This window comes from Streptococcus sp. 9903 (genome assembly GCF_013276625.1).
Lineage (GTDB): Bacteria > Bacillota > Bacilli > Lactobacillales > Streptococcaceae > Streptococcus.
The window spans coordinates 66,717-92,703 of the sequence record NZ_VMLI01000010.1 but is presented as its reverse complement, the minus strand read 5'-3'; the positions used below and the strand labels follow the sequence as shown (position 1 = coordinate 92,703).

General features: G+C 35.4%; 26 protein-coding genes. 14 read left to right on the top strand and 12 right to left on the bottom strand.

Annotation, left to right across the window (positions count from 1 at the left end; genetic code table 11):
• Positions 1 to 188 precede the first annotated feature (188 nt).
• Both rplM and rpsI read left to right on the top strand, forming a co-directional pair.
• On the top strand, positions 189 to 635 hold the full coding sequence (rplM, locus tag HT696_RS05125; protein WP_001044624.1) for a 50S ribosomal protein L13: 447 nt from the start codon (positions 189 to 191) through the stop codon (positions 633 to 635).
• Between the two features lie 18 nt (positions 636 to 653).
• On the top strand, positions 654 to 1,046 hold the full coding sequence (gene rpsI / locus HT696_RS05120; RefSeq protein ID WP_000075973.1) for a 30S ribosomal protein S9: 393 nt from the start codon (positions 654 to 656) through the stop codon (positions 1,044 to 1,046).
• Between the two features lie 106 nt (positions 1,047 to 1,152).
• Here rpsI and HT696_RS05115 read toward each other — a convergent pair whose 3' ends face one another.
• Both HT696_RS05115 and HT696_RS05110 read right to left on the bottom strand, forming a co-directional pair.
• Positions 1,153 to 1,293 carry a ketohydroxyglutarate aldolase gene (locus tag HT696_RS05115; RefSeq protein ID WP_173283394.1) on the bottom strand — a complete coding sequence of 47 codons (141 nt, stop codon included), beginning with the start codon at positions 1,291 to 1,293 and terminating at the stop codon, positions 1,153 to 1,155.
• Between the two features lie 21 nt (positions 1,294 to 1,314).
• A complete protein-coding gene (locus HT696_RS05110; RefSeq protein ID WP_173282926.1) occupies positions 1,315 to 1,611 on the bottom strand; it encodes a cytoplasmic protein in 297 nt (98 codons plus the stop codon).
• Positions 1,612 to 2,606: 995 nt separating this feature from the next.
• On the opposite strand from HT696_RS05110, the gene HT696_RS05105 reads away from it, so the two are divergent.
• Both HT696_RS05105 and HT696_RS05100 read left to right on the top strand, forming a co-directional pair.
• Positions 2,607 to 2,948, top strand: a complete 342-nt coding sequence (locus HT696_RS05105) for a helix-turn-helix transcriptional regulator (RefSeq protein WP_084888172.1) — start codon at positions 2,607 to 2,609, stop codon at positions 2,946 to 2,948.
• 65 nt (positions 2,949 to 3,013) lie between these two features.
• On the top strand, positions 3,014 to 4,534 hold the full coding sequence (locus tag HT696_RS05100; protein WP_173282925.1) for a hypothetical protein: 1,521 nt from the start codon (positions 3,014 to 3,016) through the stop codon (positions 4,532 to 4,534).
• 70 nt (positions 4,535 to 4,604) lie between these two features.
• On the opposite strand, the gene HT696_RS10895 is transcribed toward HT696_RS05100, so the two are convergent.
• The 4 genes from HT696_RS10895 to HT696_RS05085 form a co-directional block, all read right to left on the bottom strand.
• Positions 4,605 to 5,252, bottom strand: a complete 648-nt coding sequence (locus tag HT696_RS10895; RefSeq protein ID WP_345789487.1) for a transposase — start codon at positions 5,250 to 5,252, stop codon at positions 4,605 to 4,607.
• The gene (locus HT696_RS10890; RefSeq protein WP_345789486.1) at positions 5,150 to 6,034 is read right to left on the bottom strand and encodes a transposase; all 885 of its coding nucleotides are present in this window, start codon (positions 6,032 to 6,034) and stop codon (positions 5,150 to 5,152) included. The genes HT696_RS10895 and HT696_RS10890 overlap by 103 nt, the downstream gene beginning before the upstream one ends.
• A 202-nt stretch (positions 6,035 to 6,236) precedes the next feature.
• Positions 6,237 to 7,775, bottom strand: a complete 1,539-nt coding sequence (locus HT696_RS05090; RefSeq protein ID WP_173283393.1) for a helix-turn-helix domain-containing protein — start codon at positions 7,773 to 7,775, stop codon at positions 6,237 to 6,239.
• A complete protein-coding gene (locus tag HT696_RS05085) occupies positions 7,756 to 9,426 on the bottom strand; it encodes a histidine kinase (protein WP_173283392.1) in 1,671 nt (556 codons plus the stop codon). The genes HT696_RS05090 and HT696_RS05085 overlap by 20 nt, the downstream gene beginning before the upstream one ends.
• A 202-nt stretch (positions 9,427 to 9,628) precedes the next feature.
• Between HT696_RS05085 and HT696_RS05080 the strand changes: the two genes are divergently transcribed.
• From HT696_RS05080 to HT696_RS05055, 6 genes are all read left to right on the top strand, one after another.
• Entirely contained in the window at positions 9,629 to 10,546 is a 918-nt protein-coding gene (locus HT696_RS05080) for an ABC transporter permease subunit (RefSeq protein WP_172931953.1), read from the top strand.
• A 17-nt stretch (positions 10,547 to 10,563) separates the two neighbouring features.
• Positions 10,564 to 11,460 (top strand): carbohydrate ABC transporter permease, encoded by an 897-nt coding sequence (locus tag HT696_RS05075; protein ID WP_000870790.1) that lies wholly within the window; start codon positions 10,564 to 10,566, stop codon positions 11,458 to 11,460.
• A gap of 9 nt (positions 11,461 to 11,469) precedes the next feature.
• Positions 11,470 to 13,035, top strand: a complete 1,566-nt coding sequence (locus tag HT696_RS05070) for an extracellular solute-binding protein (protein WP_173283391.1) — start codon at positions 11,470 to 11,472, stop codon at positions 13,033 to 13,035.
• 205 nt (positions 13,036 to 13,240) lie between these two features.
• Positions 13,241 to 13,891 (top strand): YesL family protein, encoded by a 651-nt coding sequence (locus tag HT696_RS05065; protein WP_173283390.1) that lies wholly within the window; start codon positions 13,241 to 13,243, stop codon positions 13,889 to 13,891.
• Positions 13,888 to 16,101 carry a TIM-barrel domain-containing protein gene (locus HT696_RS05060; RefSeq protein WP_173283389.1) on the top strand — a complete coding sequence of 738 codons (2,214 nt, stop codon included), beginning with the start codon at positions 13,888 to 13,890 and terminating at the stop codon, positions 16,099 to 16,101. The genes HT696_RS05065 and HT696_RS05060 overlap by 4 nt, the downstream gene beginning before the upstream one ends.
• Before the next feature lie 397 nt (positions 16,102 to 16,498).
• Entirely contained in the window at positions 16,499 to 17,971 is a 1,473-nt protein-coding gene (locus tag HT696_RS05055) for a peptide MFS transporter (RefSeq protein WP_173253035.1), read from the top strand.
• A 368-nt stretch (positions 17,972 to 18,339) separates the two neighbouring features.
• On the opposite strand, the gene HT696_RS05050 is transcribed toward HT696_RS05055, so the two are convergent.
• From HT696_RS05050 to HT696_RS05025, 6 genes are read right to left on the bottom strand one after another with little or no spacing between them, the layout of a single operon-like run.
• Positions 18,340 to 18,816, bottom strand: a complete 477-nt coding sequence (locus tag HT696_RS05050) for a glutathione peroxidase (RefSeq protein WP_173253036.1) — start codon at positions 18,814 to 18,816, stop codon at positions 18,340 to 18,342.
• A complete protein-coding gene (locus HT696_RS05045) occupies positions 18,813 to 19,391 on the bottom strand; it encodes a DUF3278 domain-containing protein (protein WP_173282929.1) in 579 nt (192 codons plus the stop codon). Before HT696_RS05045 ends, HT696_RS05050 begins: the two co-directional genes overlap by 4 nt.
• Positions 19,392 to 19,403: 12 nt before the next feature.
• The gene (locus HT696_RS05040) at positions 19,404 to 19,742 is read right to left on the bottom strand and encodes a hypothetical protein (RefSeq protein ID WP_173282732.1); all 339 of its coding nucleotides are present in this window, start codon (positions 19,740 to 19,742) and stop codon (positions 19,404 to 19,406) included.
• Between the two features lie 10 nt (positions 19,743 to 19,752).
• The gene (locus tag HT696_RS05035) at positions 19,753 to 19,995 is read right to left on the bottom strand and encodes a hypothetical protein (RefSeq protein WP_000711746.1); all 243 of its coding nucleotides are present in this window, start codon (positions 19,993 to 19,995) and stop codon (positions 19,753 to 19,755) included.
• A 10-nt stretch (positions 19,996 to 20,005) separates the two neighbouring features.
• The gene (locus tag HT696_RS05030) at positions 20,006 to 20,548 is read right to left on the bottom strand and encodes a DUF3278 domain-containing protein (RefSeq protein WP_173282733.1); all 543 of its coding nucleotides are present in this window, start codon (positions 20,546 to 20,548) and stop codon (positions 20,006 to 20,008) included.
• A 15-nt stretch (positions 20,549 to 20,563) separates the two neighbouring features.
• Entirely contained in the window at positions 20,564 to 20,758 is a 195-nt protein-coding gene (locus tag HT696_RS05025; protein WP_001082471.1) for a helix-turn-helix transcriptional regulator, read from the bottom strand.
• 165 nt (positions 20,759 to 20,923) lie between these two features.
• Here HT696_RS05025 and rsmH point away from each other — a divergent pair, with 165 nt between their 5' ends.
• From rsmH to mraY, 4 genes are read left to right on the top strand one after another with little or no spacing between them, the layout of a single operon-like run.
• A complete protein-coding gene (gene rsmH / locus HT696_RS05020) occupies positions 20,924 to 21,874 on the top strand; it encodes a 16S rRNA (cytosine(1402)-N(4))-methyltransferase RsmH (RefSeq protein ID WP_138702533.1) in 951 nt (316 codons plus the stop codon).
• A gap of 11 nt (positions 21,875 to 21,885) precedes the next feature.
• A complete protein-coding gene (ftsL, locus tag HT696_RS05015) occupies positions 21,886 to 22,203 on the top strand; it encodes a cell division protein FtsL (RefSeq protein WP_000840840.1) in 318 nt (105 codons plus the stop codon).
• Positions 22,204 to 22,206: 3 nt separating this feature from the next.
• A complete protein-coding gene (pbp2X, locus tag HT696_RS05010) occupies positions 22,207 to 24,459 on the top strand; it encodes a penicillin-binding protein PBP2X (RefSeq protein ID WP_173283388.1) in 2,253 nt (750 codons plus the stop codon).
• 1 nt (position 24,460) lies between these two features.
• The gene (gene mraY / locus HT696_RS05005) at positions 24,461 to 25,441 is read left to right on the top strand and encodes a phospho-N-acetylmuramoyl-pentapeptide-transferase (protein WP_173282734.1); all 981 of its coding nucleotides are present in this window, start codon (positions 24,461 to 24,463) and stop codon (positions 25,439 to 25,441) included.
• The last annotated feature ends 546 nt before the right edge of the window (positions 25,442 to 25,987 follow it).

Sequence of the window (25,987 nt, the reverse complement as noted above, 5' to 3'; positions counted from 1 at the left end):
GTTACTTTGAGAAGTTACGTTTAGAAAAATATTTTTCATATCTATTGACTTTTAGGGGTGAAATTTGGTATTATAGTAGGCGGTATTGTTTACCCCATTTGAAAGGCCCCGGAACCTTCCAAATACTTTTCGATGGGAAGGAACACCCATCACCGTAAACAAAAATCGAACTATATATAGGAGAAATCATGAACAAAACAACATTTATGGCTAAACCAGGCCAAGTTGAACGTAAATGGTACGTAGTTGACGCAACTGATGTACCACTTGGACGTCTTTCTGCAGTAGTTGCTAGCGTACTTCGCGGAAAAAACAAACCAACATTTACACCACACACTGATACAGGTGACTTTGTGATTGTTATCAATGCTGAAAAAGTTAAATTGACTGGTAAAAAAGCAACTGATAAAATCTACTACACTCACTCAAACCACCCAGGTGGATTGAAACAAATCTCTGCAGGTGAACTTCGTTCTAAAAATGCAGTACGTTTGATCGAGAAATCAGTTAAAGGTATGCTTCCACACAATACTCTTGGACGCGCTCAAGGTATGAAGTTGAAAGTATTTGTTGGAGCTGAGCACACTCACGCTGCACAACAACCAGAAGTTCTTGATATTTCAGGACTTATCTAAGGAAAGGAACAATAAAGTATGTCACAAGCACAATATGCAGGTACTGGACGTCGTAAAAACGCTGTTGCACGCGTTCGCCTTGTTCCAGGAACTGGTAAAATCACTGTTAACAAAAAAGATGTTGAAGAGTACATCCCACACGCTGACCTTCGTCTTGTCATCAACCAACCATTCGCAGTTACTTCAACTGTAGGTTCATACGACGTTTTCGTTAACGTTGTAGGTGGTGGATACGCTGGTCAATCAGGAGCTATCCGTCACGGTATCGCTCGTGCCCTTCTTCAAGTAGACCCAGACTTCCGCGATTCATTGAAACGCGCAGGACTTCTTACACGTGACTCACGTAAAGTTGAACGTAAGAAACCAGGTCTTAAGAAAGCTCGTAAAGCATCACAATTTAGTAAACGTTAATCAATACGATCATATCAACGTTTCAAAGCACTCAAAAGTTTACCTTATGGGTGCTTTTTTCGTATTTTTTTGAAAAGCTTACCTCAAAGTTTACCTTATTTTTACCTTATTGTTTTAGAGACTTTAAAGCAAATTCACCAACTGCCATAGGAACTACATTAGGAGTATTGACATAAATTTGAGTTGTACCTGTATCGCTGTGTGTTAGAGCTTTATAGATTTCATAGTTTAATCCAGTTTTAGCCATTTTGTTTTCTCCTTTATTTTGTTATTTCTTAATCACTAGCTTCTCAGCAAAAACGTTGGGAGCAGGTGCGACAGAATTTCCATTCAGCGAAGTATCTGATAAGAAAATAGGATTAACTGCTTCAACAAGAGTATCTTCTGGAAAGACAGTGGTAGAAGCAGGTGTGATAACGTGGAAGGCACCATGAGTTTCACTATTTAGAATATGTCTTTGGTACTTTCCTTCTTTACCAAAGACATAACGAGGAGTGTTTCCCAATTTTTCATAGTAAGCTAGACCGATAAATTCTGGTTTCATTTTTAAAGTTTCTGGGATCATAAGTTTTTTCCTTTCTGATTGTAAAATAAAAAGAGGCTGGGACAAAAGTCTAATCTTAAATATAAAAAGCGAACAAAACGAGTTATCTGAAACTTAGAATCCTGTTTTTGTTCTCTTTTTTTGTATAATTTATCGATTTTGAAATTTTATAATAAAGAATTCCTAAAATCAAAATCTTTTTGTCCCAGCCTCTTGAGTAGTAGTGAGTAGAGAGTTTACGTTTAAACATTCTAGTATAGAATTCCACTTCGCATGAGAAAATCCTGTAACAAGTGATTTCTTTGCTAAAGACTCTAAATCATTCAAAGCTTGAGTGTATAGCTGTGCGGTTAGCTTATCAGATGAACTGAATATTCTATAAGTAAAAGTGTAATTATCGTAAAGTCGTTTACATTGTAGTGCGAAAAAAGTTAGTCATAGTTTTCTCCTTTATTATAAAAGTGAAAAAGCTACTAAGTAAAAAGAAGACTTAGTAGCTTGAGAGTGAGTCTATCTGATAAGGATAGACAGCAGTAAAGAAAAGTTATTTGGTTGAAGGATCCCTCCTTCACGGTGGCAACGTTTAGCAAGGTGCTTTGCATGAATTACTATCGCTCTCCCAGCCAACCTCAATAGGTAGTCATTATCATACTCATTGGGTTCTCTTACGCCCTTTGGCGAAGCTAGTTCACTTTACTATTCGGAAAAGTGCGAAAGTCCGAAATGCGTGGAAGCCCATAAGAATATAATCTTGTTTTCTATCGCTTGTTTTCTATCTTCACTTCAACCATAAAAGGGGCTTGATTTTTCTTATCAAAACATTTACAATAAAGGTACGAAGTTTAGTGTTGTTTTGGCAATCAGTCTTCTGGTTGTCAGACGCACTTTTTATTAAATTGTCAATGATCGTGATTTAGCTTTGAAGATAAGGTTATTATTTTCAATCGCTATACAACTAATAGTTGTTATTGTCAACGATTTTTTGCAAAAATTTAAAATATTTTTTGAGGTCACATATGGAATTTGCAGAACGCTTGAAAACACTAAGGAAACAGGTGAAACTAACACAAGCTCAAATAGCTGAAAAACTAGACATTTCCCAACAAGCATATGCTTCATGGGAACGTGGAGTAAAAAAACCAACACAAGAAAATCTTGTTAAAATTGCACAAGTTTTGAATGTTTCAATTGACTATTTAGTTGGGAACTCAGAAGAAAAATCAGATGAATTAGATAATATTGAATTGCTTTTCCGTATGAACTCAAAGGGACTGACCGAAGAAGAAAAGGAAGTATTCAAGAAAGAGTTGATTGAGTTTATGGAAGAGCGGAAGAAGTATTTTGAGAGAAAGAATTAGTGATAACTATTGAAAAACTAGTAATAGCTTGATATAATGTTGTTAACATTTTGGAGGCTTTAAAATTGATTATTAATCATGAAGAATTTTGGATTGCTATAATATTTTTGAGTGCTTTATTTTTTTTATTGTGGAATATAAATAGGTCAAAAGATGACTACATCAAAGATTTAAGTAAAGCTTTATTAGGTTCGTTATTTTCATTAGCAATCGTTTTTGGAGGCTACAATTCTTTTCGTTCTGAAACGGGTATGTTTCATAAACTAGTTTCGGGTGAGGTTATAGTTGGAATTGCAGTTGCTTTTCCTATTCTGCTAACATGGTATCGAAAAGATAAAAAAGAAAAAAAAGAAGAGAATGAGACTAAAAAGAAGCAATATATTTATCAAGTATATACGGAGTTAAAAAGTGATTACCTGAAATTGAAAGAAGACTTTCACAAAAAAGAAATGAATCAAATTTTAACTTTGGTTAGCCTTGAACAGATTATTGATAGAATTGAGCTGTTTGAGAGAATTTCAGGAAGTGAAGTAGATAAACCTAATGAATCATTTGAACCTATTGATTTCTTGTCCTTATTTGTATCGATACAAGAAAAATTAAAGAATCTTAGACCTGAATTTGAAATTTCAAAAGATCCCAATTCACTATATTATTCTTGGAGGATTCTCAATAATAAAATTATACATAAAATAAAATCTACAGCTCCTAATTATATGAATTTTGAAGATGTTTGTGCTATTGATTTTAATAAAAATTCTGATTTGCTTTGGAAATATGCACGAGCTTCGTCTTTTTATGGCTGTGAGTTTAAAGCTAATGATTTAATGCAGTTTATTACTGTGAATGATGGTTTATATATTTTTAAAGATGTTTTCTTGGACAGGAAACTAACTTCTGAGGAAATTTCTCAAATTAAGGATGATATTGAGTTAAAAAGTTATTTCTATATTGATGAATTTGGTTCTATTCATAAATATCAGACTGATCAAGAAATTTCAAAAGAAAAAACTGTAATGTCCACTGAACAAAAAACTTCTAAAGATAATCAAAAAGATTTAAATTCAGCAATCAATAGAAAACAAAAGAATAAGACTCAAAAGATATTGGCTGATACAGGAGGAGAAGATGAGGAAGAGTATCGAAAGCCTTTTATATATGAACGTAGAGATTTATCAGACTATGGACCGATAAACATGTTTATAGAATGTGGAAAAGCTTTAGACGTTAGTATAAATGAAGAAAATTCAGGTGTTAAACAGCAGATTTTCAATATCTTGAAAAGAGTATATGAAAAGTCACTTAACAACATGTCTAAAGACAATAGTTTTATTAGTATTAGTAAAAACTTTATTCCAGAAATGAAAGATAGTGATAAGGAGAAATTTGAGTGGCATTCATGGAATGTGTTGACAGAGAAAAAAATTAATGACCATAGCATATCGTTCTTTATTTTCGCTATTAAAATAACTGAAATAAAATTTGAATGTATTGTTATAACGAGAAAAGAGCTTACTGAATTACTTAAACTTAAGAATAAAACGATAGATAATAGATATTTCTTCTATTTCGCAAGGTTGAAATAATAGAGCCTGAGACAAAATAGTTCTCGACCACAAAAAAGCTAGAGATTTCCAATTGTGGAACTCTAGCTTTTTAATTTTGAGTCGTTCTCTTATTGTATTTTAGGAGGTTATTGGCCATAAGTACCAATCCCATGTCAATTCTCACTTGACGCTTCCCTCTCAGATTACATCTCTTGTAACCCAAACAAGCCTTTATCTGCCCAAAGACAGGTTTCACATCAATCTTGCGTTGAGCGAAAATCTGTCTACCTTCAGGAGATAAAAGCGCCTGACATTCTTTAGCTTTCAAGTTTTGATAGCGTTCGTTCATATACAGTCCCTTTTGGGGGGCTGATTCAAGTTCGTCAGCGTAGTAAACCTTGATTTCCTGTTGAAAGTCCGTCTGTGTTTTCTGGTGCTTGATATGGTGAAAACGATAGCACCAGCCATCAGGATGTGTGTAGCTATCCTCCTTGTCATCATAGTACCAATTCGCTAAGTTTCTAGCCGACTGTTTATACCCTCTTTTCTGTTCCTTATCAAACATGGCATATTTAATCAGATGGTTTACCTCCTTTTCATCTAAACGAAGGAGGTTCTCTTCACTTCCATATACAGCATCTGTGACAACTGTCTTCAAGTCATGCGGATAAGTTTCAAGGAAGGGGAGAAGAGTCTTGGTATCTGTCGGATTTGAGAAGACATCATAGTGAAGAACAAATTGATTTTCAGTAGCGATTTGAAGATTATAAGCAGCCTATAGTTTTCATATTTTTCAGCACGTACTGAAAAATCCTCCTTGACTTTACGCAAGACTTTCTTGAGTTTACGACGCTGGGTTTTACGTTCATCCTTTCCTTTAACGGGTGTCTCCTCAATGTCCTGGTTCAGTTTTTCTAATTCTTCTTCAAGGACTTGAGCGAATGCAAGCAACTGCTCTGAAGAAATTGCTTCTTCTTCATCCAGCTTAATAGCCTGATGGATAAGGGGTGTGATTTCTTCTTGAAAATAGACTTGTATCTGTTCTTGAAGTTTGGCGGAGAATTTCTCTGTCGCTTTCTTCCACACAAAACTATACTTGTTGACATTGGCTTCAATCTTAGTCCCGTCAATAAACAGACAATCTAAAGTCACTAACTCTTCCATTTTTAAACGAAGATTGAGGTCGATGAAAAGATTGCGAATGAGTTCTTCCATCCCTTCAGCTACACGAAACCGATTGATGGTGCGGTAGCTGACAAGCAACTGCCCTGTTAGGTATTGCATAGCCAGATTTTCAACCATCATTTTTTCAATTTTTCGACCAGAGAAAATCCCTTGTGAATAGGCAAATAGAAGAGTAGATACAAGCATTTTAGGGTGATAAGACGGGCGACCAAAGGCATGATAGAAGGTATGGAAGTGACAATCTTCCAAGGTATTCACCACTTTTTCAATCGTAAAGACGAGATGGTCTTGTGGCAAGAAGGAACTGATTTCTAGTGGTAAAGTTGTTTGATTTGTGTTATAGTGAATATGCATGGGATAGCCTTCCTAAATGGTTTATTAAGCAATTCTATTTTACCAAGACTATCGCAACCATGCAAAAAAGCAACGGTAAATCCGTTGCTTTTTTTGGGACATAAGAGACTATTGTCCCAGACTTATCTTTGGAAAAACTGTAGAATGTCAAAAATTACTACAGACCTTGAATTTTACTTATCATTTCAATGATTTAGATTGCTTACATTTTATTTTGATATGTTTTACGGTAATCTCCAGGAGAAAGTCCAGTCCTTTGTTTAAAAATTTTAGTAAAGTAAGAATAATTATCATACCCTACTTGACAAGATACTTGTGATATCGAGATATTTGTTTGAGATAGGAGAGATTTAGCAGCATTAATGCGCTTATCCGTTATATATTTAACAAGAGTTTCTCCAGTTTCTTTTTTAAAAATTCTAGCTAAGTGATCTGCGCTGAGATAAACCATATCTGCTAATATAGAACGATTTATATCCTCATAGTAGTGATGATCTATGTATTCGACAATGCGTTGAATACTATTTTTCTGGTTTTCAATGTTTGTTGCAAATTTCTTAGCATGTGACCAGTAATAATCAAAGTAATCCTGAAAAGATTCAATTGAATGAAAGCGTCGTTGGAATAAGAAATCATGAGTACTGTTTTGGAATAATTTATGCGCCGAGATTCCATTTTGATCTAGATATATTCCTATTTGTTGAGTCCAATCTAGTAAAATTTGTTGTAGTGTGAAAGTAGGAATTTGAGAATTATAAGCAAGTGAATTAATTTTTTCTCTTAATTCGTATTCACTTAAGGTATCTAAAAAAGTAATTGAAAGAGTTTCTGTTTTAAAGGAAGTTGGGAAACTATGTGGAACACATGTAACAGTATTCCAATAAGAAACATATTGTTCATTATAAGTGTAGAGTTCTTTGGTATGAAATAAAACATCGGATATTTTATGGCAACTCTTATATATAATGTTTGAGTATTTACTAAAGTTATTAGAAATTTGAGAATGAATCTCATATGCCAATTTGTCACTACGTTTGGATGAGTCTACTCTAAAGAGACAAACATATTGATCAACCTGGCTTTCCATCTTGAACAAACTTATCAGCTTATAAGAAGGTTGTGAAATTCTTTGAAGTTCTCTTTTTAGTTGAGAAGTCCATGATGGAGTTTCTGCAGAATAATCTTCTTCATTAAGATTGATTGTTAAAACTGCAAGAAAAAAATACTGGTGTTTTTGAAGAATAAAATCTTGTTTGCTTGCTATTATTTCTAGCTCATCAATGCGAGAAATTTGAGGTTTTCTAAGGTAATCATACCAGAAATTATCTTCTATTTGTAAAAGCGAATCATTTTTTCCATTTAAGTTATGATTCTCAATTTTACTAATGGCTTTTTGAATAATAAATTCTAATTTTTCAAAGTTAATGGGTTTTAGATAGTATTCGAAGCTTTGCAATTCAATTGCTTTTTGAGCATAGTTGAAGTCGGCGTAATTGGTTAAAAAAATTGTTTTTATATCATATTTTTCATTTCTAATCCACGATAAGAGTTCGAGGCCACTACCTTGAGGCATTTCTATATCGCTTATCATGAGATCAATAGGATTCTCTCTAATAATATTTTGAGCTTGAGTGAGGCTATAGGCAACATAAACAGTGTCAATGTGTAGTTTATCCCAATTTATTTTCTCTCGTAAAGCTTCAATGATAAAACGATCGTCATCAACTAATAAGATGTTCATTATAACCTCCATCTATAATCTTGTATGGAATAAGTAAAAGAATTTTAGCCCCACCTTCTTCATTATTTTCAAATGCAATACTATAGTCATTAGGATAGAGAAGATTTAAACGTTCGATGGTGTTTGTGATCCCAATATGATGTCCATCTTCTGTTATTAGAGACTGTTTCTGATTTAGTTTTGATAAAATTTCTTCAGAGAAACCTGGACCATTATCCTCGATACAAATCTGAATATAATCTGAGTTCTCAGTTTTTACTTTTTTTATTGATAGCAAAATTGTAAATAAATCCTGAAATGAAAAACCATGTTTGATTGTATTTTCAATAAATGTTTGTAAAAGTAACGATGGAACAAGAGTATTTTGTAGCTCAGAATTGTAGTCTAGTGAAAAGTAGATACTATTTCCATATCGAATTCGTTGTATTTCTAAATAATCTTTAATATGCTGAACTTCATCTTTAAGTTCTGAAAAATCTTGATTAGCCATAAATAAATGACGGAGATAATTTGAAGTGAGGATAGTTAACTCTTCAATTTCCTTATAGTTTTTTGTTTGAAGCATACTATGAATCATTGATAACATATTTAAATAGAAATGCGGACGAATTTGGTTCTTAAGATAATTAAGTTCTATCTTCTTAAGTTCTAGTTGTGAATGGTATTCCCGTATTTTTAATTCTTGCATGTCAAATATTACTTTATTAAGTTTATCATTTGCCTTATCAATTTCTAGTATACCTTCAGATATAAAAAATTCAGAAGGGGGGATGGAGTCCCCAAGTTGAGAGAGTCGTTCAGTGAGTCTTGTTAGAGGTTTAATCATCCACTGACGAATATACAGGATAATGATGATTGATAAAATGGTGATAATGATAGGAACAGCTGATAAAAATACTTCTAAAAGTGTGATATTTCTAAAGACTTCGGCATAATCGACTAAAACATAAATATCGAAAGGTAAATGCGTTTTTTCATTTTGAGCATGAATCAGGTAGTTTTCGGAGGGTATATTGTTAGGCTCTTTTAGGGAAAGTTTACCATTATTTCCAATATTGAGTTTTCTTAGAGGTTTTAGGATGTCTTCTGAAGATATGACGGCATAAATGATTTTTCCTTCGTAATGAACAGATTTAACTAAGTATTCGCTGTTTTTAGTAGTTACATTTTTCCATTTACGGTCACTTATATCACTACGCAATGATTTTAGATTTGATTTTAATAGTAGATAATCTTCATATGGAATATAAAGATTGGAGACGTTTATAAAATGTTCAGTACTATCGGTTTCTAATAAGAATGTCATATGAGTTTCATTTTGATATTCAAACTCTGCAAAGCTAGTTTGAACTTTTTTGAAATTTTCTTGATAGTCAAGAAACGTTTGTACATGATTTAAGTTCTCTAAAGATTCATTATGCGTTATTGTTGAGTACATAAAGCGTTCTACAGAATGCAACTTCTCATTAACAGAATCAGCATAAATTTCAATTGAACTACGTAGGTGTACTATATTTTGGTTTTTAATAAAATTTCTAGTTATGTTACTCATAGCAATATTGATTAAAATATTTATCAATAGTAGTACAAGTAGGAGTTTAAAGAAAAAATGAATGGAATGTTTTTTTGATAAGTCGTGATTTAATTTCATATACTATTCTCCTCTTAAAATTATAGCACTTTGAAAATACGATATCATGTAACAAAACAGATATGTTTTATCAAGATGTCGGAAAAGTAATAGTTTTTAAAATTAAAAAACTGAAGAATTGATAAACCTAGTCCAAAAAGTTCTATTAAGGGAATTCTATATGGTGTAAAATAATCGTAGAAAATCAGATGGGAGGAAAAACATGAAAGTAGCATCTCAACTTCATAAAATAAAATTAAAGCATAGTATTCCGTTATATATATTACTTTTTCCTTCAATATTGCTATTAATTTTATTTTCCTATATTCCCATGTTGGGACTAATTATTGCATTTAAAGACTATTCACCAGCCAATGGTATCTTTGCTAGTCAGTGGGTAGGATTTAAGTACTTTACTCAATTTTTCTCATCATTCCAATTCGGGACAACTATGTTCAATACATTAAAAATTTCACTTTATAGTATTGTAGTAGGATTCCCCTTACCTATTATACTAGCTATCATTAGTAATCAGTTAAGAGTTGGGAAATTTAGAAAAATATTTCAAGTGACAACTTACTTACCTCATTTTATCTCTACAATGGTTATGTGTGGGATGATCATCTTATTTTTATCTCCTACTAGTGGTTTGTTAGCGAATGTATTTAAGTCTATTGGAATCACTATTCCAGATTTTTTATCAAAACCTAGTCATTTTGCAGGTGTTTATGTTTGGAGTGATGTATGGCAACATATTGGTTGGGATAGTATTATTTATCTAGCGGCGCTTTCTGCAATTGATCCTACATATTATGAGGCTGCAACTATGGATGGTGCTTCTAGGTTACAAAAAATTCGGCATATAGAATTACCATTGCTTTTGCCGACTGCTATGATTTTATTAATATTAAGAGCAGGTAGTTTATTAAGTGTAGGTTTTGAGAAAGTGTTACTACTACAGAATCCTCTTAATTTAGCAGGAAGTGAGATAATTTCGACCTATGTTTATAAAGTTGGTATGGTGAACTTTCAGTATAGTTATTCGACAGCTATAGGGTTATTTAACACCGTAGTCAATCTAATAATTTTGTTATCTGTTAACTGGTTCTCGAAAAGATATACTAGAACGGGTCTTTTTTAAAGGAAGGAGTGCTCAAGGTGAAATGGTTTCATAAATCAAGAAAAACAAACTCTGAATTATTATTTGATATAGTTACCTATGGTTTAGCAATTTTCCTTATCCTGTTAATTGTTTATCCGTTATGGTTTGTAGTGATTGCATCTTTTAGTAATCCTTCAGATGTTGCAAATGGGAAGGTATGGTTTATTCCTAGAGAATGGAAATTAGATGGATATTTACGTCTTATTCAACAACCTTTATTTTTGCGTAGCTATTTAAATACCATTTTATATACTGTTGTTGGTACCTTAGTTGCTTTAGTAGTCAATATTCCAGCTGGTTATGCTTTATCTAGAAAAGAATTAGTTGGTAGAAAGTGGATGAGTATTCTATACATAATCCCTATGTTTGTATCAGGTGGCTTGATTCCTACCTACTTAACAGTAAAGAATGTAGGCTTGATTGATACATTTTGGGTAATGGTAATACCTTTTGCAGTTTCATCATACAATATTATTGTTGCTAGAACTTTCTTTAATAATAGTATTCCAGACGGGATGTGGGAGGCTGCGCAAATTGATGGCTGTGGTACAATTCGTTATTTTATTAAAATAGTTGTTCCGTTATCAAAAGCTATTATAGCAGTTATTGGACTTTGGACTGCAGTTGGTATTTGGAATTCGTGGTTTAATGCTTTAATTTATTTAACGAATGAAAATTTACAGCCATTGCAATTAATTTTACGACGTTTACTAATTAGTAATCAAATGTTACAATCGCAAGCAACAGGAGAAGTTGCATCAGATCTTCGTATCAAAGCTGATATGATGAAATATGCAGCAATTGTTATTTCAACCGCTCCGATTATGTTGTTGTATCCCTTTGTTCAAAAATATTTTAATCAAGGCGTAATGATTGGAGCCTTGAAAGAATAGGAGAAAAACATGAAACATAAATCATTTACATATTTGTTCTTAGGAACAGTTACACTTGCTGGCTTAACAGCCTGTGCAAATTCCAATAATGCGAATAAGGACGATAAGTCTGGAGAAGATTCTTATAAAATCACAACTGTTCGTTGGTCTGACTGGGGGGAAGATTATCATAAAGGTTTTCTAACAGATTCGGCCAAGGAAGCAGGTATTGATGTTAAATGGGATACACTTGTAGCCGCAGATTGGGCAGATAAGAAATCTGTGTTGGTTGCTAGTGGAGATTTACCAGATGCATTTTTAGGTTCAAATGCTTTTACAGATTCAGAAATTGCTCAGAACCAATCTTTATTTATTCCATTGGAAGATTTAATCAAAGAAAACATGCCAAATTTAACTAAGGCTATGGAGAAAGAACCTAAGATTAAAGCTATGATTACTTCACCAGATGGTCATATCTACAGTCTACCTAAAAAATTACCGATGCGTCCTACAGTAGCTAATCAGCTATTTATTAATAAAAAGTGGCTGGATAATTTAGGATTAAAGGTTCCAGAAACTTATGATGATTTAGTAAAAGTACTACAAGAATTTAAGGATAAAGATGCGAACGGAAATGGAGATGCTTCTGATGAAATTCCATTCGGAGCAGGAAACTTTGATCCAACATTCTCATATATTCTTCCGTTCAATAATCGTTTAGGGGCAGATAATACGTATGAAATGTCTGTAAAAGATGGGAAACCAGTCTACCTTCGTACAGAGGAAAGTTATAAACAAGGGATTGCAGCAATGCACGAATCTTATAAAAAAGGTTTGATTGATCCGGAAATCTTTACAGAAGATACCTCTATGAGTGTAGCAAAACGTATGGATAAGGGAGTATCTAGAGTAGGTGTTTCTAGTGGTTGGACAGCAGATGCAACGTTTGGCTTACATTCAAGTGAATATATTGCTCTACCTGCTTTAAAAGGTATGGATGGTAAACAATATGTCTTTTCTGATCCAGATCATTACAACTATGGTCGAAATGAAATTTTGATTACAAATAAGAGCAAAAACCCTGCTAAATTATTGAAATGGTTGGATAAATTATATACAGATGAAGCAAGTATTCAGAATTTCTATGGATCATTTGGAATAGCTACTGAAAAGAATGGTGATAAGTTTAAAGTGTTACCTCCTAAAGATGGTAAATCAGCTGATGAATGGGCATGGATTCATTCACTTCGAGATTTTGGTCCTAAATACGTAAGCGATGATATCAATGGTCGCGTAGAAATCGATCAAACACAAGGTGATGGATTGAAATTGAAGATGGACCAAGATTTGAAACAATTTGCGTTGCCAGCTTACCCTAATGTGATTTATTCACAAGAAGAGCTTAACAAATTATCATCAATCTATGTGAGTATTGAATCTTATGTCAAACAACAAGCATCTAAATGGGTAGTTGAAGGTGGCATAGAAAAAGAATGGGATTCATACAAAGAAACTCTTAAGAATATGGGATTGGACGAATTTATGAAGATTCAACAGGAAGCATATAATCGTTACCAAAAAGAAGTAAAAGAGTAATACTTTATATGAACTCTTGGTTGTATGAACAAGGGACTAGCTAATTACAGGAAGCGAGACTGATGACATCAGATTATCTCGCTTCCTTTATTCTGATTTTTAAAGAAATTTGGAAATGTTTTTTAAATAATTTAGGTAATATTTTTGTGCAACTGACATTCTAAAATATAGAGTTAAGGCAATCGATTTTATGGAGATATCTATTATGCAAAAATTATTTTCATTAGATGGAAAAGTGGTTAGAATTTTAACTTTTTTGACAGATTTAATTATTTTAAATACTCTATTTATTGTTAGTTGTATTCCAATAGTTACAATTGGGGCATCATTAACTTCTCTTACGACAATGTGGTATCGTATTTTAAAAGGTAAAGATACCGATATTGCTTATCATTATTTTCGGATCTTTAGACAAAATTTTAAACAATCAACTTTTATTTGGTTGTTTATCCTCCTAATAGAATTACTTTTATATGTGAACTATTGTCTTTGGGGCTATTCAAGTTTACTTTCAGAGTATAGTTTATTGTTAGTGTTGCCCTTTTCCTTTTTATTTGTTATAATACTTTTGATGAGTGTTATTTTTCCCTATATTGGTCTATTTAAAGATAATCTAAAAAATAGTATTGTAAATAGCGTATTAATTTGTATGTTAAATCCAATACAAGCTATCATGTTGGTTTTATTTAATATGTCTGTACTGTATATGAGTTTTAGTAGTCCAGAACGAGTTTTAACAGCTATTTACGTATTTACATTTGGGGGATTTGCTTTTTGCGGATTGATGAATGTAACGATAACAAATAAAATGTTTGATAAGGTAAAGAAATTTACTAAAAGGAGGAAAACAAATTGAAAATTTTTAAGGGAGAGTTTTATCGAATCTCTGTATTAACAGACAAGTTAGTAAGGTTAGAATACTCTCAAACTGGAAGTTTTGAGGATAGAACGACACAACTTATCTATAATAGAGATTTTGGCCAAGTTTCGTTAGATTATATCGAGACATCAAACGTACTAGATATTATGACGGACTATTTTCATTTGCACTTTAATAAAGGAGAATTTAACGCCGAAAATTTATTTATAGAATTAAAAGGAAATTTTGCCGTATATGGTAGTCGCTGGTATTTTGGTGAATCTATTGAAACGTTAAAAGGAACAGCTCGGACTCTGGATGAGGCAGATGGAGCAATCTCGTTAGAAGATGGAATTATTAGCAGAAATGGTATAGCCTTATTGGATGATTCTCAAGGATTTATTTGGGATGAACAGTCTGGTTATATTGAGAGAGAAAATCAAATTGACCTGTATTTCTTTGCCTATGGGCATGATTATAGAGGAGCAATCAGAGACTTTTACCATTTGACTGGTTCAACACCCTTGTTGCCAAGATATGCTTTAGGCAATTGGTGGAGTAGGTATTGGCCTTATACGTCGGATGAATACTTGGATTTAATAGACAGATTTGAAACAGAGAACATTCCATTATCTATCGGTGTGTTAGATATGGATTGGCATATCACTGACATTCCAGCTCGTTTTGGAAGTGGCTGGACAGGATATAGTTGGAATAGAAACTTAATACCTAATCCAGAACAGTTATTGCAACAACTGCATGATAGAAAGTTAAAACTTTCCTTAAATGTCCATCCTGCTGATGGTATACGGGCTTATGAAGAAGCTTATCCTCGGGTCGCCAAACGATTGGGGTTAAATGTAAAACTAGAAGAACCTGCCATTTTTGATTTTTTTAATCCATCTTTTCGGGAAGCCTACTTTAAAGATGTTCATTATGAGCTAGAAAAACAGGGAGTAGATTTTTGGTGGATTGACTGGCAACAAGGGACACAAGGCATGTTGGATCCACTATGGCTTTTAAACCATTATCACTATCAGGATAGTTGTAAAAATGCAGAAGGTGGCTTGATTTTATCAAGATATGCAGGTCCTGGTAGTCACCGCTACCCTGTTGGTTTTTCAGGAGATACTATTATTAGTTGGAATTCCTTAAGATTTCAACCTTATTTTACAGCGACAGCATCTAATATCGGTTATAGTTGGTGGAGTCATGATATCGGTGGACACATGCTGGGGAATTATGACGAAGAGCTACAAACCAGATGGCTACAGTTTGGCGTTTTTAGTCCGATAACTCGATTACATAGTTCTAGAAGTCCCTTTAATAGTAAAGAACCTTGGTTTTTTTCAGAAACAACATCTAAGATTATGAAGAAATACCTTCGTTTGAGACATCAGATGATTCCATATCTATATACCATGAATGTAAAAACACATGAGGAAGGTGCCCCATTAATCAGCCCAATGTATTATTTCTACCCAGAGAATGATGAGAGCTATAATGTTCCAAATCAATACTTTTTTGGAACAGAACTGATGGTGGCTCCCATTGTAGAAAAGATGGATTTGGCATTCCAATCTGCAAAAGTGGATGTATGGTTCCCTGAAGGTGAATGGTATGACTTCTTTTCAGAGAAAAAGTACACAGGTGGTGTGAAGTTAAGTGTTTATAGAGACATTTCGACGATACCTGTGTTTGCAAAAAGTGGTGCAATCATTCCCTTAGTTGGTTCTAAGATAGGTATGGGTGTTGATTTACCTGAAGTTGTAGATTGGTATGTATTCCCAGGCAAACAACATTCTTTTGAAATGCTTGAAGATCAAAATGGTCAAAGATATAAAACAAGATTATCAATCGATTGGGAAATGGGGATGGTAGAGTTAACATTACAAGGAGATTCTAGTATCGTTCCAAGTAATAGAAGGCATAGAATTCATTTTAAAGGAACGAATGTGTCTATCATTGAATTGCCAAATAAGAATGATACAGCTAGATTTGAATTGAAAGATAATAAAACGACATCTCTAAATGATGAAGTTTTTAGACTACTAAAGACGGCTTCTCTTCCATATGAATTAAAAGATAGATTGTTAAATCAATTCATCAATGCCAAAAATTCTCATGAGTTAATGAATATCTTACATCATCAGGATAAGGAATTGAGAGGGCGTTTGTTGGAAATGATATTTACTAATGAAAACTAATTGAGAAATTTCGTACACAATTTCTATTATTTGATTACTAATTATTTATTTTTTAATGTGTAACAGTTTTACATCTCTATGCTTATTGGCTTGTATTTTAGTAATTACAAGTTTGGCATAGGGATGTTTTTTGTTTACTGAAGAGGAAAGGATAAGTATGTTTCAAGGTTTGAAACATTTTTAAACGAAACAATAGCAAATTTTTAAAGGTGATTTTTCAACGTAACTTCCACTTGCCTGGCTGAAGTGGAAGTTAGTCTGAAATGGATTTCTATGATGGAATTAAGTATGAGACGTGTGATTTTTTCAGAAAATTTTCTAAAACAAACAGGATTTGTTTGACATTTATTTGAAAATTCTGTAAAATGAATTATTATATCGTTCAAGGAGAATATATATGGAAAAACAGAAAACATTTTTTGGACATCCTATGGGCTTGTCCACCCTCTTCTTTACAGAGATGTGGGAACGCTTTTCTTACTATGGGATGCGAGCTATCCTACTTTACTATATGTACTATAGTGTGCAAGATGGTGGGTTGGGGATGGATAAGACCACGGCTGCATCGGTTATGGCGATTTATGGCTCGCTGGTATTTTTGTCCTCGGTTATCGGTGGTTTTGTCAGTGACCGTATTTTAGGAAGCCGTAAGACTGTCTTTTACGGTGGGATTCTGATTATGCTAGGGCATATTGCTTTGGCAACACCTTTTGGACAAGTGGCTCTCTATCTTTCTATTGCCTTGATTATCTTTGGAACTGGATTTTTAAAACCCAATATCTCAGATATGGTGGGGGGAATTTATGAGAAAGAGGATGATAGACGGGATGCAGGTTTTAGTATCTTTGTCTTTGGTATTAACTTAGGTGCCTTCGTTGCCCCTTATTTAGTAGGTTATCTAGGTCAGGAAGTCAATTTCCATCTAGGTTTCTCATTAGCTGCCATTGGGATGTTCTTTGGTCTGGTGAAGTATGTTTTAGATGGGAAGAAATACCTGCCTGAATCAAGTCTTTACCCTACTGATCCACTTTCACAGAAGGACCGGCAGACCTTGATTAAACGCTTGCTGATTACACTTGTCATGGTTATTCTTGTGGTTATAGGTTTAGTCTTTACTCACCAGTTTAACGTGGATATGATTGTTAATATCTTTACAGTAATTGCGGTAATCATTCCAATCTACTATTTCTTTAAAATTTTATCTAGTCAGAAAATAACTGCTACTGAGAGATCCCGAGTATTTGCCTACATTCCTTTATTTATCGCTGGAGTACTCTTCTGGTCTATTGAGGAGCAGGGGTCTGTTGTTCTCGCTCTATTTGCGGATGATCAAACTCGACTTTACTTTAATGTATTTGGGAATCAGATTCATTTCCCATCTAGCTTTTTCCAAAGTATCAATCCACTTTTCATTATGATTTATGTGCCGATTTTTGCATGGTTGTGGGGGAAAATGGGTAAAAAGCAACCGTCCTCTTCTAAGAAATTTGCTTACGGTTTATTAGCAGCAGGTTTATCCTTCTTGTGGATGATGTTACCAGGGATGTTCTTTGGGACAGATGTTAAGGTCAGTCCTTTCTGGTTGATTATGAGTTGGGCTATTGTGATTGTGGGGGAAATGTTGATTTCGCCTATTGGTCTATCAGTCACTACTAAGCTAGCACCAAAATCTTTCCAAGCACAAATGATGTCTATCTGGTTCTTGAGTAATGCAGCTGCCCAAGCTATCAATGCTCAAATTGTAAAATTTTATACAAGCGAAACTGAAGTCGCTTACTATGGAATTGTTGGAGGAATTACGATTGTATTCAGTATTATCTTACTCTTCTACGTTCCGCGTATTGAAAAACTAATGTCTGGTATCAAATAGAGAAAAACTGGAATTTCTGTAGGGATTCTAAAAGTTAGATCAATTATTTATTCAAAGGATTTAGTTCTGTATTGCATAGAGCTAAGTCCTTTTTGTTTGATGAAAATTCATGATGTTTATGATATTCCTAGTAGACATTTATTCATTTGTTCTATTTAATACTCAATGAAAATCAAAGAGCAAACTAGGAAACTAGCCTCAGGCTGCTCAAAACACTGNNTGAAACTGACGAAGTCAGTAACCATACATATGGCAAGGCGACGTTGACGCGGTTTGAAGAGATTTTCGAAGAGTATAAGTCAAAGCCAATCAAAAAATCTCACTATTCATCAGGTTAAAGGAAACCTAATCATAGTGAGATTGTGAAATTATAGTAGGGTTCGTATGACCTCTTCAATTTGTTTGGGGTCTGTTTTTGAAGAGAAGCGTTCAAAGACCTGCCCATCACGACCAATGAGAAACTTAGCGAAATTCCATTCGATTCGTTTTCCTAGTGGGCCAGATTTCTGGTCTTTTAACCACACATAGAGGGGATCTGCCTCCTTACCGTTGACCTTGATCTTGGCAAAACGTGGGAAAGTGGTTTGATAGTGTAGGCTACAGAAGGCGTTGATTTCCTCTGCGCTGCCTGGTGCTTGTCCCATAAACTGATTGCAAGGGAAGTCTAAAATCTCAAAGCCTTGTTTTTCATAGCGGTCATAGAGTTCTTGAAGTCCCTGGTACTGGGGCGTTAAACCACATCCGGTAGCAGTATTGACAACCAAAAGAACCTTCCCACGATAGGCATTTAGTGGAGTTTCTTGCTTGTCTTGGTTCAAGACTGAAAAATCGTATAGTGAAGTCATTGCTTGCTTTTCTCCTTCTGTTTGGTATTTTTAGGAGTTTTCTCCTCCTGTAATGATAGAAATCCGTATGTCAGGGTTCCGAAAATACTACCGATAATCAGGCCATACATCAGGAAAGGATCACTTTTATCAAATTGCATGAGCAATTTCACAAAATCTGGAAGGGACATCTGCTGAACGAAGACTTTATGAAAGATGAGTAGGGTAAAGAGGACAATCTGAAGACCGATAAACACAACCCAGCTTCGAAATTTGATTTGGGCTTTGCTGTAGGTTTTGAGGATGATTTCTGACTTGTCATCTTTTTCCAGATGGAGTTCTTTGACAGCTCTTTGAGTCTTTAAGGTAATGAAAAAGATGAGTCCAGAGTAAACATAGGGCATGGCATAGCGAACGGCCTCTATGAAGCGTCCAAATAACAGATAAAACAAGAAGAGGAAGAAGGAAGAATAAACGATTTGAACCATAGAACGGGCACAAGCTTTGTAGATAATCTCTTGTCTGCATTCATCAAAAGGACCCTGAATGTGAAAGAGATTTCGAAGTAAGCGAGTGGTTAAGTCATCTTTTTTCATACTAGTAACCTCCTAAATGAGCGGTTTTTGATTGACTTCTTTAACGAGTTGATAGAGATAATAAAGATAAGTGATAGAAGAAAGGCTAGCGATAGTCAGCAGTAAATAATATTTCCAATCGCTTGAGATGAGCATCAGTTGTGGTAAAGATAGAATCATAAAGCATAGTGCTAAGTTGAGTATGCGTGTTTTTTGGGAGTCAATCTTTAGATAAGTCAGTCCTTTGTTAAGGGCTGGAATAAAGACTAGCACGAGGAATATCTCTCTGATTAAGTTCCCTGAAATGATGATGAAGATAAGCAGAGAACTGAACAAAAGATGATAGGTCAGTAAAGTTAATAGTGATTTCATAGGGGACCTCCTAATCTTGGTCTTTTTTAGCTCTTGCAATACGAAGTGAGTCGACAATATGCATCATCACTCCGAAAAAGAAAGCTCCCAGTATAGTTTTAAAAATATGTTTTGTATTTAGAAGAGAAGTGATAAAATTTGGATTTTCACTTGTTAGGGTATCAATAAGTGGAATTATAAAAAATATCACTGTTCCATAAATCGAACCTGCTTTCAGACCAGGATAACGTAACTGTTTCTTTTCTTTTTTCATGAGTTTCCTCCTAATCCTCATCCGGATTTTTCTTAGTTTTTGCAATGCGACGGGAGATGAGAATCTGTATAACCACTCCAAAGAAGACAGACTGGAGGATGCTTGAAAAAATATTTTTAAAAGCAAGAAGTGACTGAAGATAGTCCTGACTCTCACCTAGCAGTATATGGAGAAGAGGGATTGTAAAAAAACTCATTAATCCATAGACTATTCCAGCTTTCAGACCAGGGTAATGTAGTTGCTTACTTTCTTTCTCACTCAGCATATCTGGATCAATAGCTGTAATCCCTGTTTTTTTGGTTTGGGAGAGCACATAGAGAGCAGAAATCATCGAAATGCCGAATACCACAAGAGGATAGCCGATAGCGACAATTTGCGGGTATTTATAAGCGAGGACGACGGGGATGAGATTCCCAAATGTCATCAGATAAAAGAGGATGATAAAAACTTGATTGCCGATACGATCAGCCTCGCGTCGTTTGTGTTCGTCAAGAGGGCCAGAAATTCCGTAGATGCGTTTGATCAGTTTTTCCGTGAAGGTTTCTTTTTTCATAAGTTTGCTCCTTTTTTAAAAATTATCCTCCCAAAAGAGACTGTTGAGGTCAGTTTGGAGGCTGCGGGCGAGATTGAGACAGAGTTCCAAGGTTGGATTGTACTTGTCGTTTTCAATCATATTGATAGTCTGTCTCGAGACACCGATATCCTTGGCGAGTTCGAGCTGGGAAATACCCAATTCCTTGCGAAATTCTTTCACACGATTCATCTGGTCTCCTTTCTGATTTATGTCGTATATATTTGACTATATTATAGTCTTTTAAACATAAAGTGTCAAGTATTTTTGACATATTTTTTGAAGAAATAGTAGTCTCCTTGTCCTATTTGTCTGACAAGTGCAAGCTGGTCGGATTTGTGGTAAAATAGATAAGATATGACAAAAGAATTTCATCATGTAACGGTCTTACTCCACGAAACGATTGATATGCTTGACGTAAAACCTGACGGTATCTACGTTGATGCGACTTTGGGTGGATCAGGCCATAGCGAATATTTATTAAGTAAATTAAGTGAAAAAGGCCATCTCTATGCCTTTGACCAGGATCAGAATGCCATTGACAATGCGCAAAAACACTTGGCACCTTACATTGAGAAGGGAATGGTGACCTTTATCAAGGATAACTTCCGTCATTTACAGGCACGTTTGCGCGAAGCTGGTGTTCAGGAAATTGATGGAATTTGTTATGACTTGGGAGTGTCTAGTCCTCAATTGGACCAGCGTGAGCGTGGTTTTTCTTATAAAAAGGACGCGCCACTAGACATGCGGATGAATCAGGATGCTAGTCTGACAGCCTATGAAGTGGTGAACCACTATGACTATCATGACTTAGTTCGTATTTTCTTCAAGTATGGAGAGGACAAATTCTCTAAACAGATTGCGCGTAAGATTGAGCAAGCGCGTGAAGTGAAGCCGATTGAGACAACGACTGAGTTAGCAGAGATTATCAAGTCGGCCAAACCTGCCAAGGAGCTCAAGAAGAAGGGCCATCCTGCCAAGCAGATTTTCCAGGCTATTCGAATTGAAGTCAATGATGAACTGGGAGCGGCAGATGAGTCCATTCAGCAGGCTATGGAGATGTTGGCTCTAGATGGTAGAATCTCAGTGATTACCTTCCATTCGCTAGAAGACCGCTTGACCAAGCAATTGTTCAAGGAAGCTTCAACAGTGGAAGTTCCCAAAGGTTTGCCTTTCATCCCAGATGATCTCAAACCTAAGATGGAATTGGTGTCCCGTAAGCCAATCTTGCCAAGTGCAGAAGAATTAGAAGCCAATAACCGCTCGCACTCAGCCAAGTTGCGCGTGGCCAGAAAAATTCACAAGTAAGAGGAAAAAAGATGGCAGAAAGAATGGAAAAAACAGGTCAAATACTACAGATGCAACTTAAACGGTTTTCGCGTGTGGAAAAAGCTTTTTACTTTTCCATTGCTGTAACCACTCTTATTGTAGCCATTAGTATTATTTTTATGCAGACCAAGCTCTTGCAAGTGCAGAATGATTTGACAAAAATCAATGCGCAGATAGAGGAAAAGAAGACCGAATTGGACGATGCCAAGCAAGAGGTCAATGAACTATTACGTGCAGAACGTTTGAAAGAAATTGCCAATTCACACGATTTGCAATTAAACAATGAAAATATTCGAATAGCGGAGTAAGATATGAAGTGGACAAAAAGAGTAATCCGTTATGCGACGAAAAATCGGAAATCGCCGGCTGAAAACAGACGCAGAGTTGGAAAAAGTCTGAGTTTATTATCTGTCTTTGTTTTTGCCGTTTTTTTAGTCAATTTTGCGGTCATTATTGGGACGGGCACTCGCTTTGGAACAGATTTAGCGAAGGAAGCTAAGAAGGTTCATCAAACCACCCGTACAGTTCCTGCCAAACGTGGGACTATTTATGACCGAAATGGAGTCCCGATTGCTGAGGATGCGACATCTTATAATGTCTATGCGGTCATTGATGAGAACTATAAGTCAGCAACGGGTAAGATTCTTTACGTAGAAAAAACACAATTTAACAAGGTTGCAGAGGTCTTTCATAAGTATCTGGACATGGAAGAATCCTATGTAAGAGAGCAACTCTCGCAACCTAATCTCAAGCAAGTTTCCTTTGGTTCGAAGGGTAATGGGATTACCTATGCCAATATGATGTCTATCAAAAAAGAGTTGGAAACTGCAGAGGTCAAGGGGATTGATTTTACAACCAGTCCCAATCGTAGTTACCCAAACGGACAATTTGCTTCTAGTTTTATCGGTCTAGCTCAGCTCCATGAAAATGAAGATGGAAGCAAGAGCTTGCTGGGAACCTCTGGAATGGAGAGTTCCTTGAACAGTATTCTTGCAGGGACAGACGGCATTATTACCTATGAAAAGGATCGTCTGGGTAATATTGTACCTGGAACAGAACAAGTTTCCCAACAAACGGTAGATGGCAAGGATGTTTATACAACATTGTCTAGTCCGCTACAATCTTTCATGGAAACTCAGATGGATGCCTTTCTAGAAAAAGTAAAAGGTAAGTATATGACCGCGACCTTGGTCAGTGCAAAGACCGGTGAAATCCTCGCTACCACCCAACGACCTACCTTTAATGCAGATACTAAAGAAGGAATCACTGAGGACTTTGTTTGGCGTGATATTCTTTATCAAAGTAACTATGAACCAGGATCAGCCATGAAGGTTATGACGTTAGCTTCTTCTATTGATAATAATACCTTCCCAAGTGGAGAATACTTCAATAGCAGTGAATTCAAAATAGCGGATGCGACGACTCGAGATTGGGATGTTAATGAAGGTTTGACTACTGGTGGGATGATGACTTTCTTACAAGGTTTCGCTCACTCCAGTAATGTTGGAATGAGTCTACTTGAACAAAAAATGGGAGATGCTACTTGGTTGGATTATCTAAAACGCTTTAAATTTGGGGTTCCAACTCGCTTTGGCTTGACAGATGAATACGCTGGTCAACTTCCAGCTGATAATATTGTTAGTATTGCTCAAAGCTCATTTGGGCAAGGAATTTCAGTGACACAAACACAAATGCTTCGTGCCTTTACAGCTATTGCTAATGATGGAGTTATGCTGGAGCCAAAATTTATAAGTGCTATTTATGATACTAACAATCAGTCTGTACGTAAGTCACAAAAAGAAATAGTAGGAAATCCTGTTTCCAAAGAGGCAGCAAGCACAACTCGAAATCACATGATCTTAGTTGGGACGGACCCTCTATATGGAACTATGTATAATCACTACACAGGAAAGCCAATTATAACAGTTCCTGGACAAAATGTAGCAGTTAAATCCGGTACGGCTCAAATCGCTGATGAGAAAAATGGAGGATACTTGGTTGGTTCTACCAATTATATTTTCTCAGCTGTGACTATGAATCCTGCTGAAAATCCTGATTTTATCTTGTATGTAACGGTTCAACAGCCTGAGCATTATTCAGGTATCCAGTTGGGAGAATTTGCCACCCCAATCTTGGAGCGGGCTTCAGCTATGAAAGAATCTCTCAATCTTCAATCTCCAGCCAAAAATTTAGATAAAGTTACGACAGAATCTTCTTATGCAATGCCTAGCATCAAGGATATTTCACCTGGTGAGTTGGCGGAAGCCTTACGCCGAAATATTGTGCAACCAATCGTTGTAGGTACTGGAACAAAGATTAAAGAGACTTCTGTAGAAGAAGGGACCAATCTTGCACCAAACCAACAAGTTCTCCTTTTATCGGATAAGGTAGAAGAAATTCCAGACATGTATGGCTGGAAAAAAGAGACTGCCGAGACCTTTGCTAAATGGTTGGATATTGAACTGGAATTTGAAGGTTCAGGTTCCGTTGTTCAGAAGCAAGATGTTCGGACTAATACAGCTATCAAAAACATTAAAAAAATTAAATTAACTTTAGGAGACTAATATGTTTATTTCTATTAGTGCTGGAATTGTGACATTTTTACTAACTGTAGTAGGAATTCCGGCCTTTATCCAATTTTATAGAAAGGCGCAAATTACAGGCCAGCAGATGCATGAGGATGTCAAACAGCATCAGGCAAAAGCTGGGACTCCTACAATGGGAGGTTTGGTTTTCTTAATTGCTTCTGTTTTGGTTGCTTTCTTTTTTGCCCTATTTAGTAGCCAATTCAGCAATAATGTAGGAATGATTTTGTTCATCTTGGTCCTTTATGGACTTGTCGGATTTTTAGATGACTTTCTCAAGGTCTTCCGTAAGATAAATGAGGGGCTAAATCCCAAGCAGAAATTGGCTCTTCAGCTTCTAGGTGGAGTTATCTTCTATCTTTTCTATGAGCGTGGGGGCGATATCCTTTCTGTATTTGGTTATCCAGTTCATTTGGGATTTTTCTATATTTTCTTCGCCCTTTTCTGGCTAGTCGGTTTTTCAAATGCAGTGAACTTGACAGACGGAATTGACGGTCTGGCTAGTATTTCAGTGGCGATTAGTTTGTCTGCCTATGGAGTTATTGCCTATGTGCAAGGTCAGATGGATATTCTTCTGGTGATTCTGGCAATGATTGGTGGCTTGCTCGGGTTCTTTGTTTTTAACCATAAGCCTGCTAAAGTCTTTATGGGAGATGTGGGAAGTTTGGCTTTAGGTGGAATGTTGGCAGCTATCTCTATGGCCCTCCACCAAGAATGGACTCTCTTGATTATCGGAATTGTGTATGTTTTTGAAACAACTTCAGTCATGATGCAAGTCAGCTATTTCAAACTGACAGGTGGTAAACGTATTTTCCGTATGACGCCTGTGCATCACCATTTTGAACTTGGAGGATTTTCTGGTAAAGGAAATCCTTGGAGTGAGTGGAAGGTTGACTTCTTCTTTTGGGGAGTGGGACTTCTAGCAAGTCTCCTGACGCTAACAATTTTGTATTTGATGTAAGAATGGCACCCTGACGTTTCAGGGTGTTTTTGCATTCTAAAAAATATTGGTCAATTAAAGTCAAATATCTTGACCTTTTCTGACTAATGTAGTATATTATGAACGTAAGGTAAATGAAAGCCTTACTAGAACACTTATGCTCAATGAAAATCAAGAGCAAACTAGGAAGCTAGACGCAGGTTGCTCAAAGCACAGCTTAGAGATTGTGGATAAGACTGACGAAGTCAGCTCAAAACACGGTTTCGAGGTTGTAGATAAGGCGAAGCTGGTGTGGTTTGAAGAGATTTTCGAAGAGTATAAAAAATATTGGTCAATCAAAGTCAAAGCTCTTGACCTTTTCTGACTAATGTAGTATATTATGAACGTAAGGTAAATGAAAACCTTACTAGAACACTTATTTAAAGTAAAATAGAAAGAGGTGGGGTCTATGTTTCATCTAGAAATCTTCAGAAGTAAAGATAGTCTACTCCTTCTTGAAAAAGAAAAACCAGAAATAGTACCTAGAGTAGCCATTTAGCTAGTCTAAATTTTTTAACACAAAGGTCA

Coding starts and splice junctions, on each gene's coding strand:
- HT696_RS05040 (WP_173282732.1), bottom strand. CDS start 19,742: ATGAAATCACTATTAACTTTACTGACCTATCATCTTTTGTTCAGTTCT.
- pbp2X (WP_173283388.1), top strand. CDS start 22,207: ATGAAGTGGACAAAAAGAGTAATCCGTTATGCGACGAAAAATCGGAAA.
- HT696_RS10890 (WP_345789486.1), bottom strand. CDS start 6,034: ATGCATATTCACTATAACACAAATCAAACAACTTTACCACTAGAAATC.
- HT696_RS05065 (WP_173283390.1), top strand. CDS start 13,241: ATGCAAAAATTATTTTCATTAGATGGAAAAGTGGTTAGAATTTTAACT.
- HT696_RS05045 (WP_173282929.1), bottom strand. CDS start 19,391: ATGAAAAAAGATGACTTAACCACTCGCTTACTTCGAAATCTCTTTCAC.
- HT696_RS05055 (WP_173253035.1), top strand. CDS start 16,499: ATGGAAAAACAGAAAACATTTTTTGGACATCCTATGGGCTTGTCCACC.
- rplM (WP_001044624.1), top strand. CDS start 189: ATGAACAAAACAACATTTATGGCTAAACCAGGCCAAGTTGAACGTAAA.
- HT696_RS05025 (WP_001082471.1), bottom strand. CDS start 20,758: ATGAATCGTGTGAAAGAATTTCGCAAGGAATTGGGTATTTCCCAGCTC.
- HT696_RS05050 (WP_173253036.1), bottom strand. CDS start 18,816: ATGACTTCACTATACGATTTTTCAGTCTTGAACCAAGACAAGCAAGAA.
- HT696_RS05115 (WP_173283394.1), bottom strand. CDS start 1,293: ATGGCTAAAACTGGATTAAACTATGAAATCTATAAAGCTCTAACACAC.
- HT696_RS05105 (WP_084888172.1), top strand. CDS start 2,607: ATGGAATTTGCAGAACGCTTGAAAACACTAAGGAAACAGGTGAAACTA.
- HT696_RS05070 (WP_173283391.1), top strand. CDS start 11,470: ATGAAACATAAATCATTTACATATTTGTTCTTAGGAACAGTTACACTT.
- HT696_RS05085 (WP_173283392.1), bottom strand. CDS start 9,426: ATGAAATTAAATCACGACTTATCAAAAAAACATTCCATTCATTTTTTC.
- rsmH (WP_138702533.1), top strand. CDS start 20,924: ATGACAAAAGAATTTCATCATGTAACGGTCTTACTCCACGAAACGATT.
- rpsI (WP_000075973.1), top strand. CDS start 654: ATGTCACAAGCACAATATGCAGGTACTGGACGTCGTAAAAACGCTGTT.
- HT696_RS05110 (WP_173282926.1), bottom strand. CDS start 1,611: ATGATCCCAGAAACTTTAAAAATGAAACCAGAATTTATCGGTCTAGCT.
- HT696_RS05090 (WP_173283393.1), bottom strand. CDS start 7,775: ATGAACATCTTATTAGTTGATGACGATCGTTTTATCATTGAAGCTTTA.
- HT696_RS05035 (WP_000711746.1), bottom strand. CDS start 19,995: ATGAAAAAAGAAAAGAAACAGTTACGTTATCCTGGTCTGAAAGCAGGT.
- ftsL (WP_000840840.1), top strand. CDS start 21,886: ATGGCAGAAAGAATGGAAAAAACAGGTCAAATACTACAGATGCAACTT.
- HT696_RS05030 (WP_173282733.1), bottom strand. CDS start 20,548: ATGAAAAAAGAAACCTTCACGGAAAAACTGATCAAACGCATCTACGGA.
- HT696_RS05080 (WP_172931953.1), top strand. CDS start 9,629: ATGAAAGTAGCATCTCAACTTCATAAAATAAAATTAAAGCATAGTATT.
- mraY (WP_173282734.1), top strand. CDS start 24,461: ATGTTTATTTCTATTAGTGCTGGAATTGTGACATTTTTACTAACTGTA.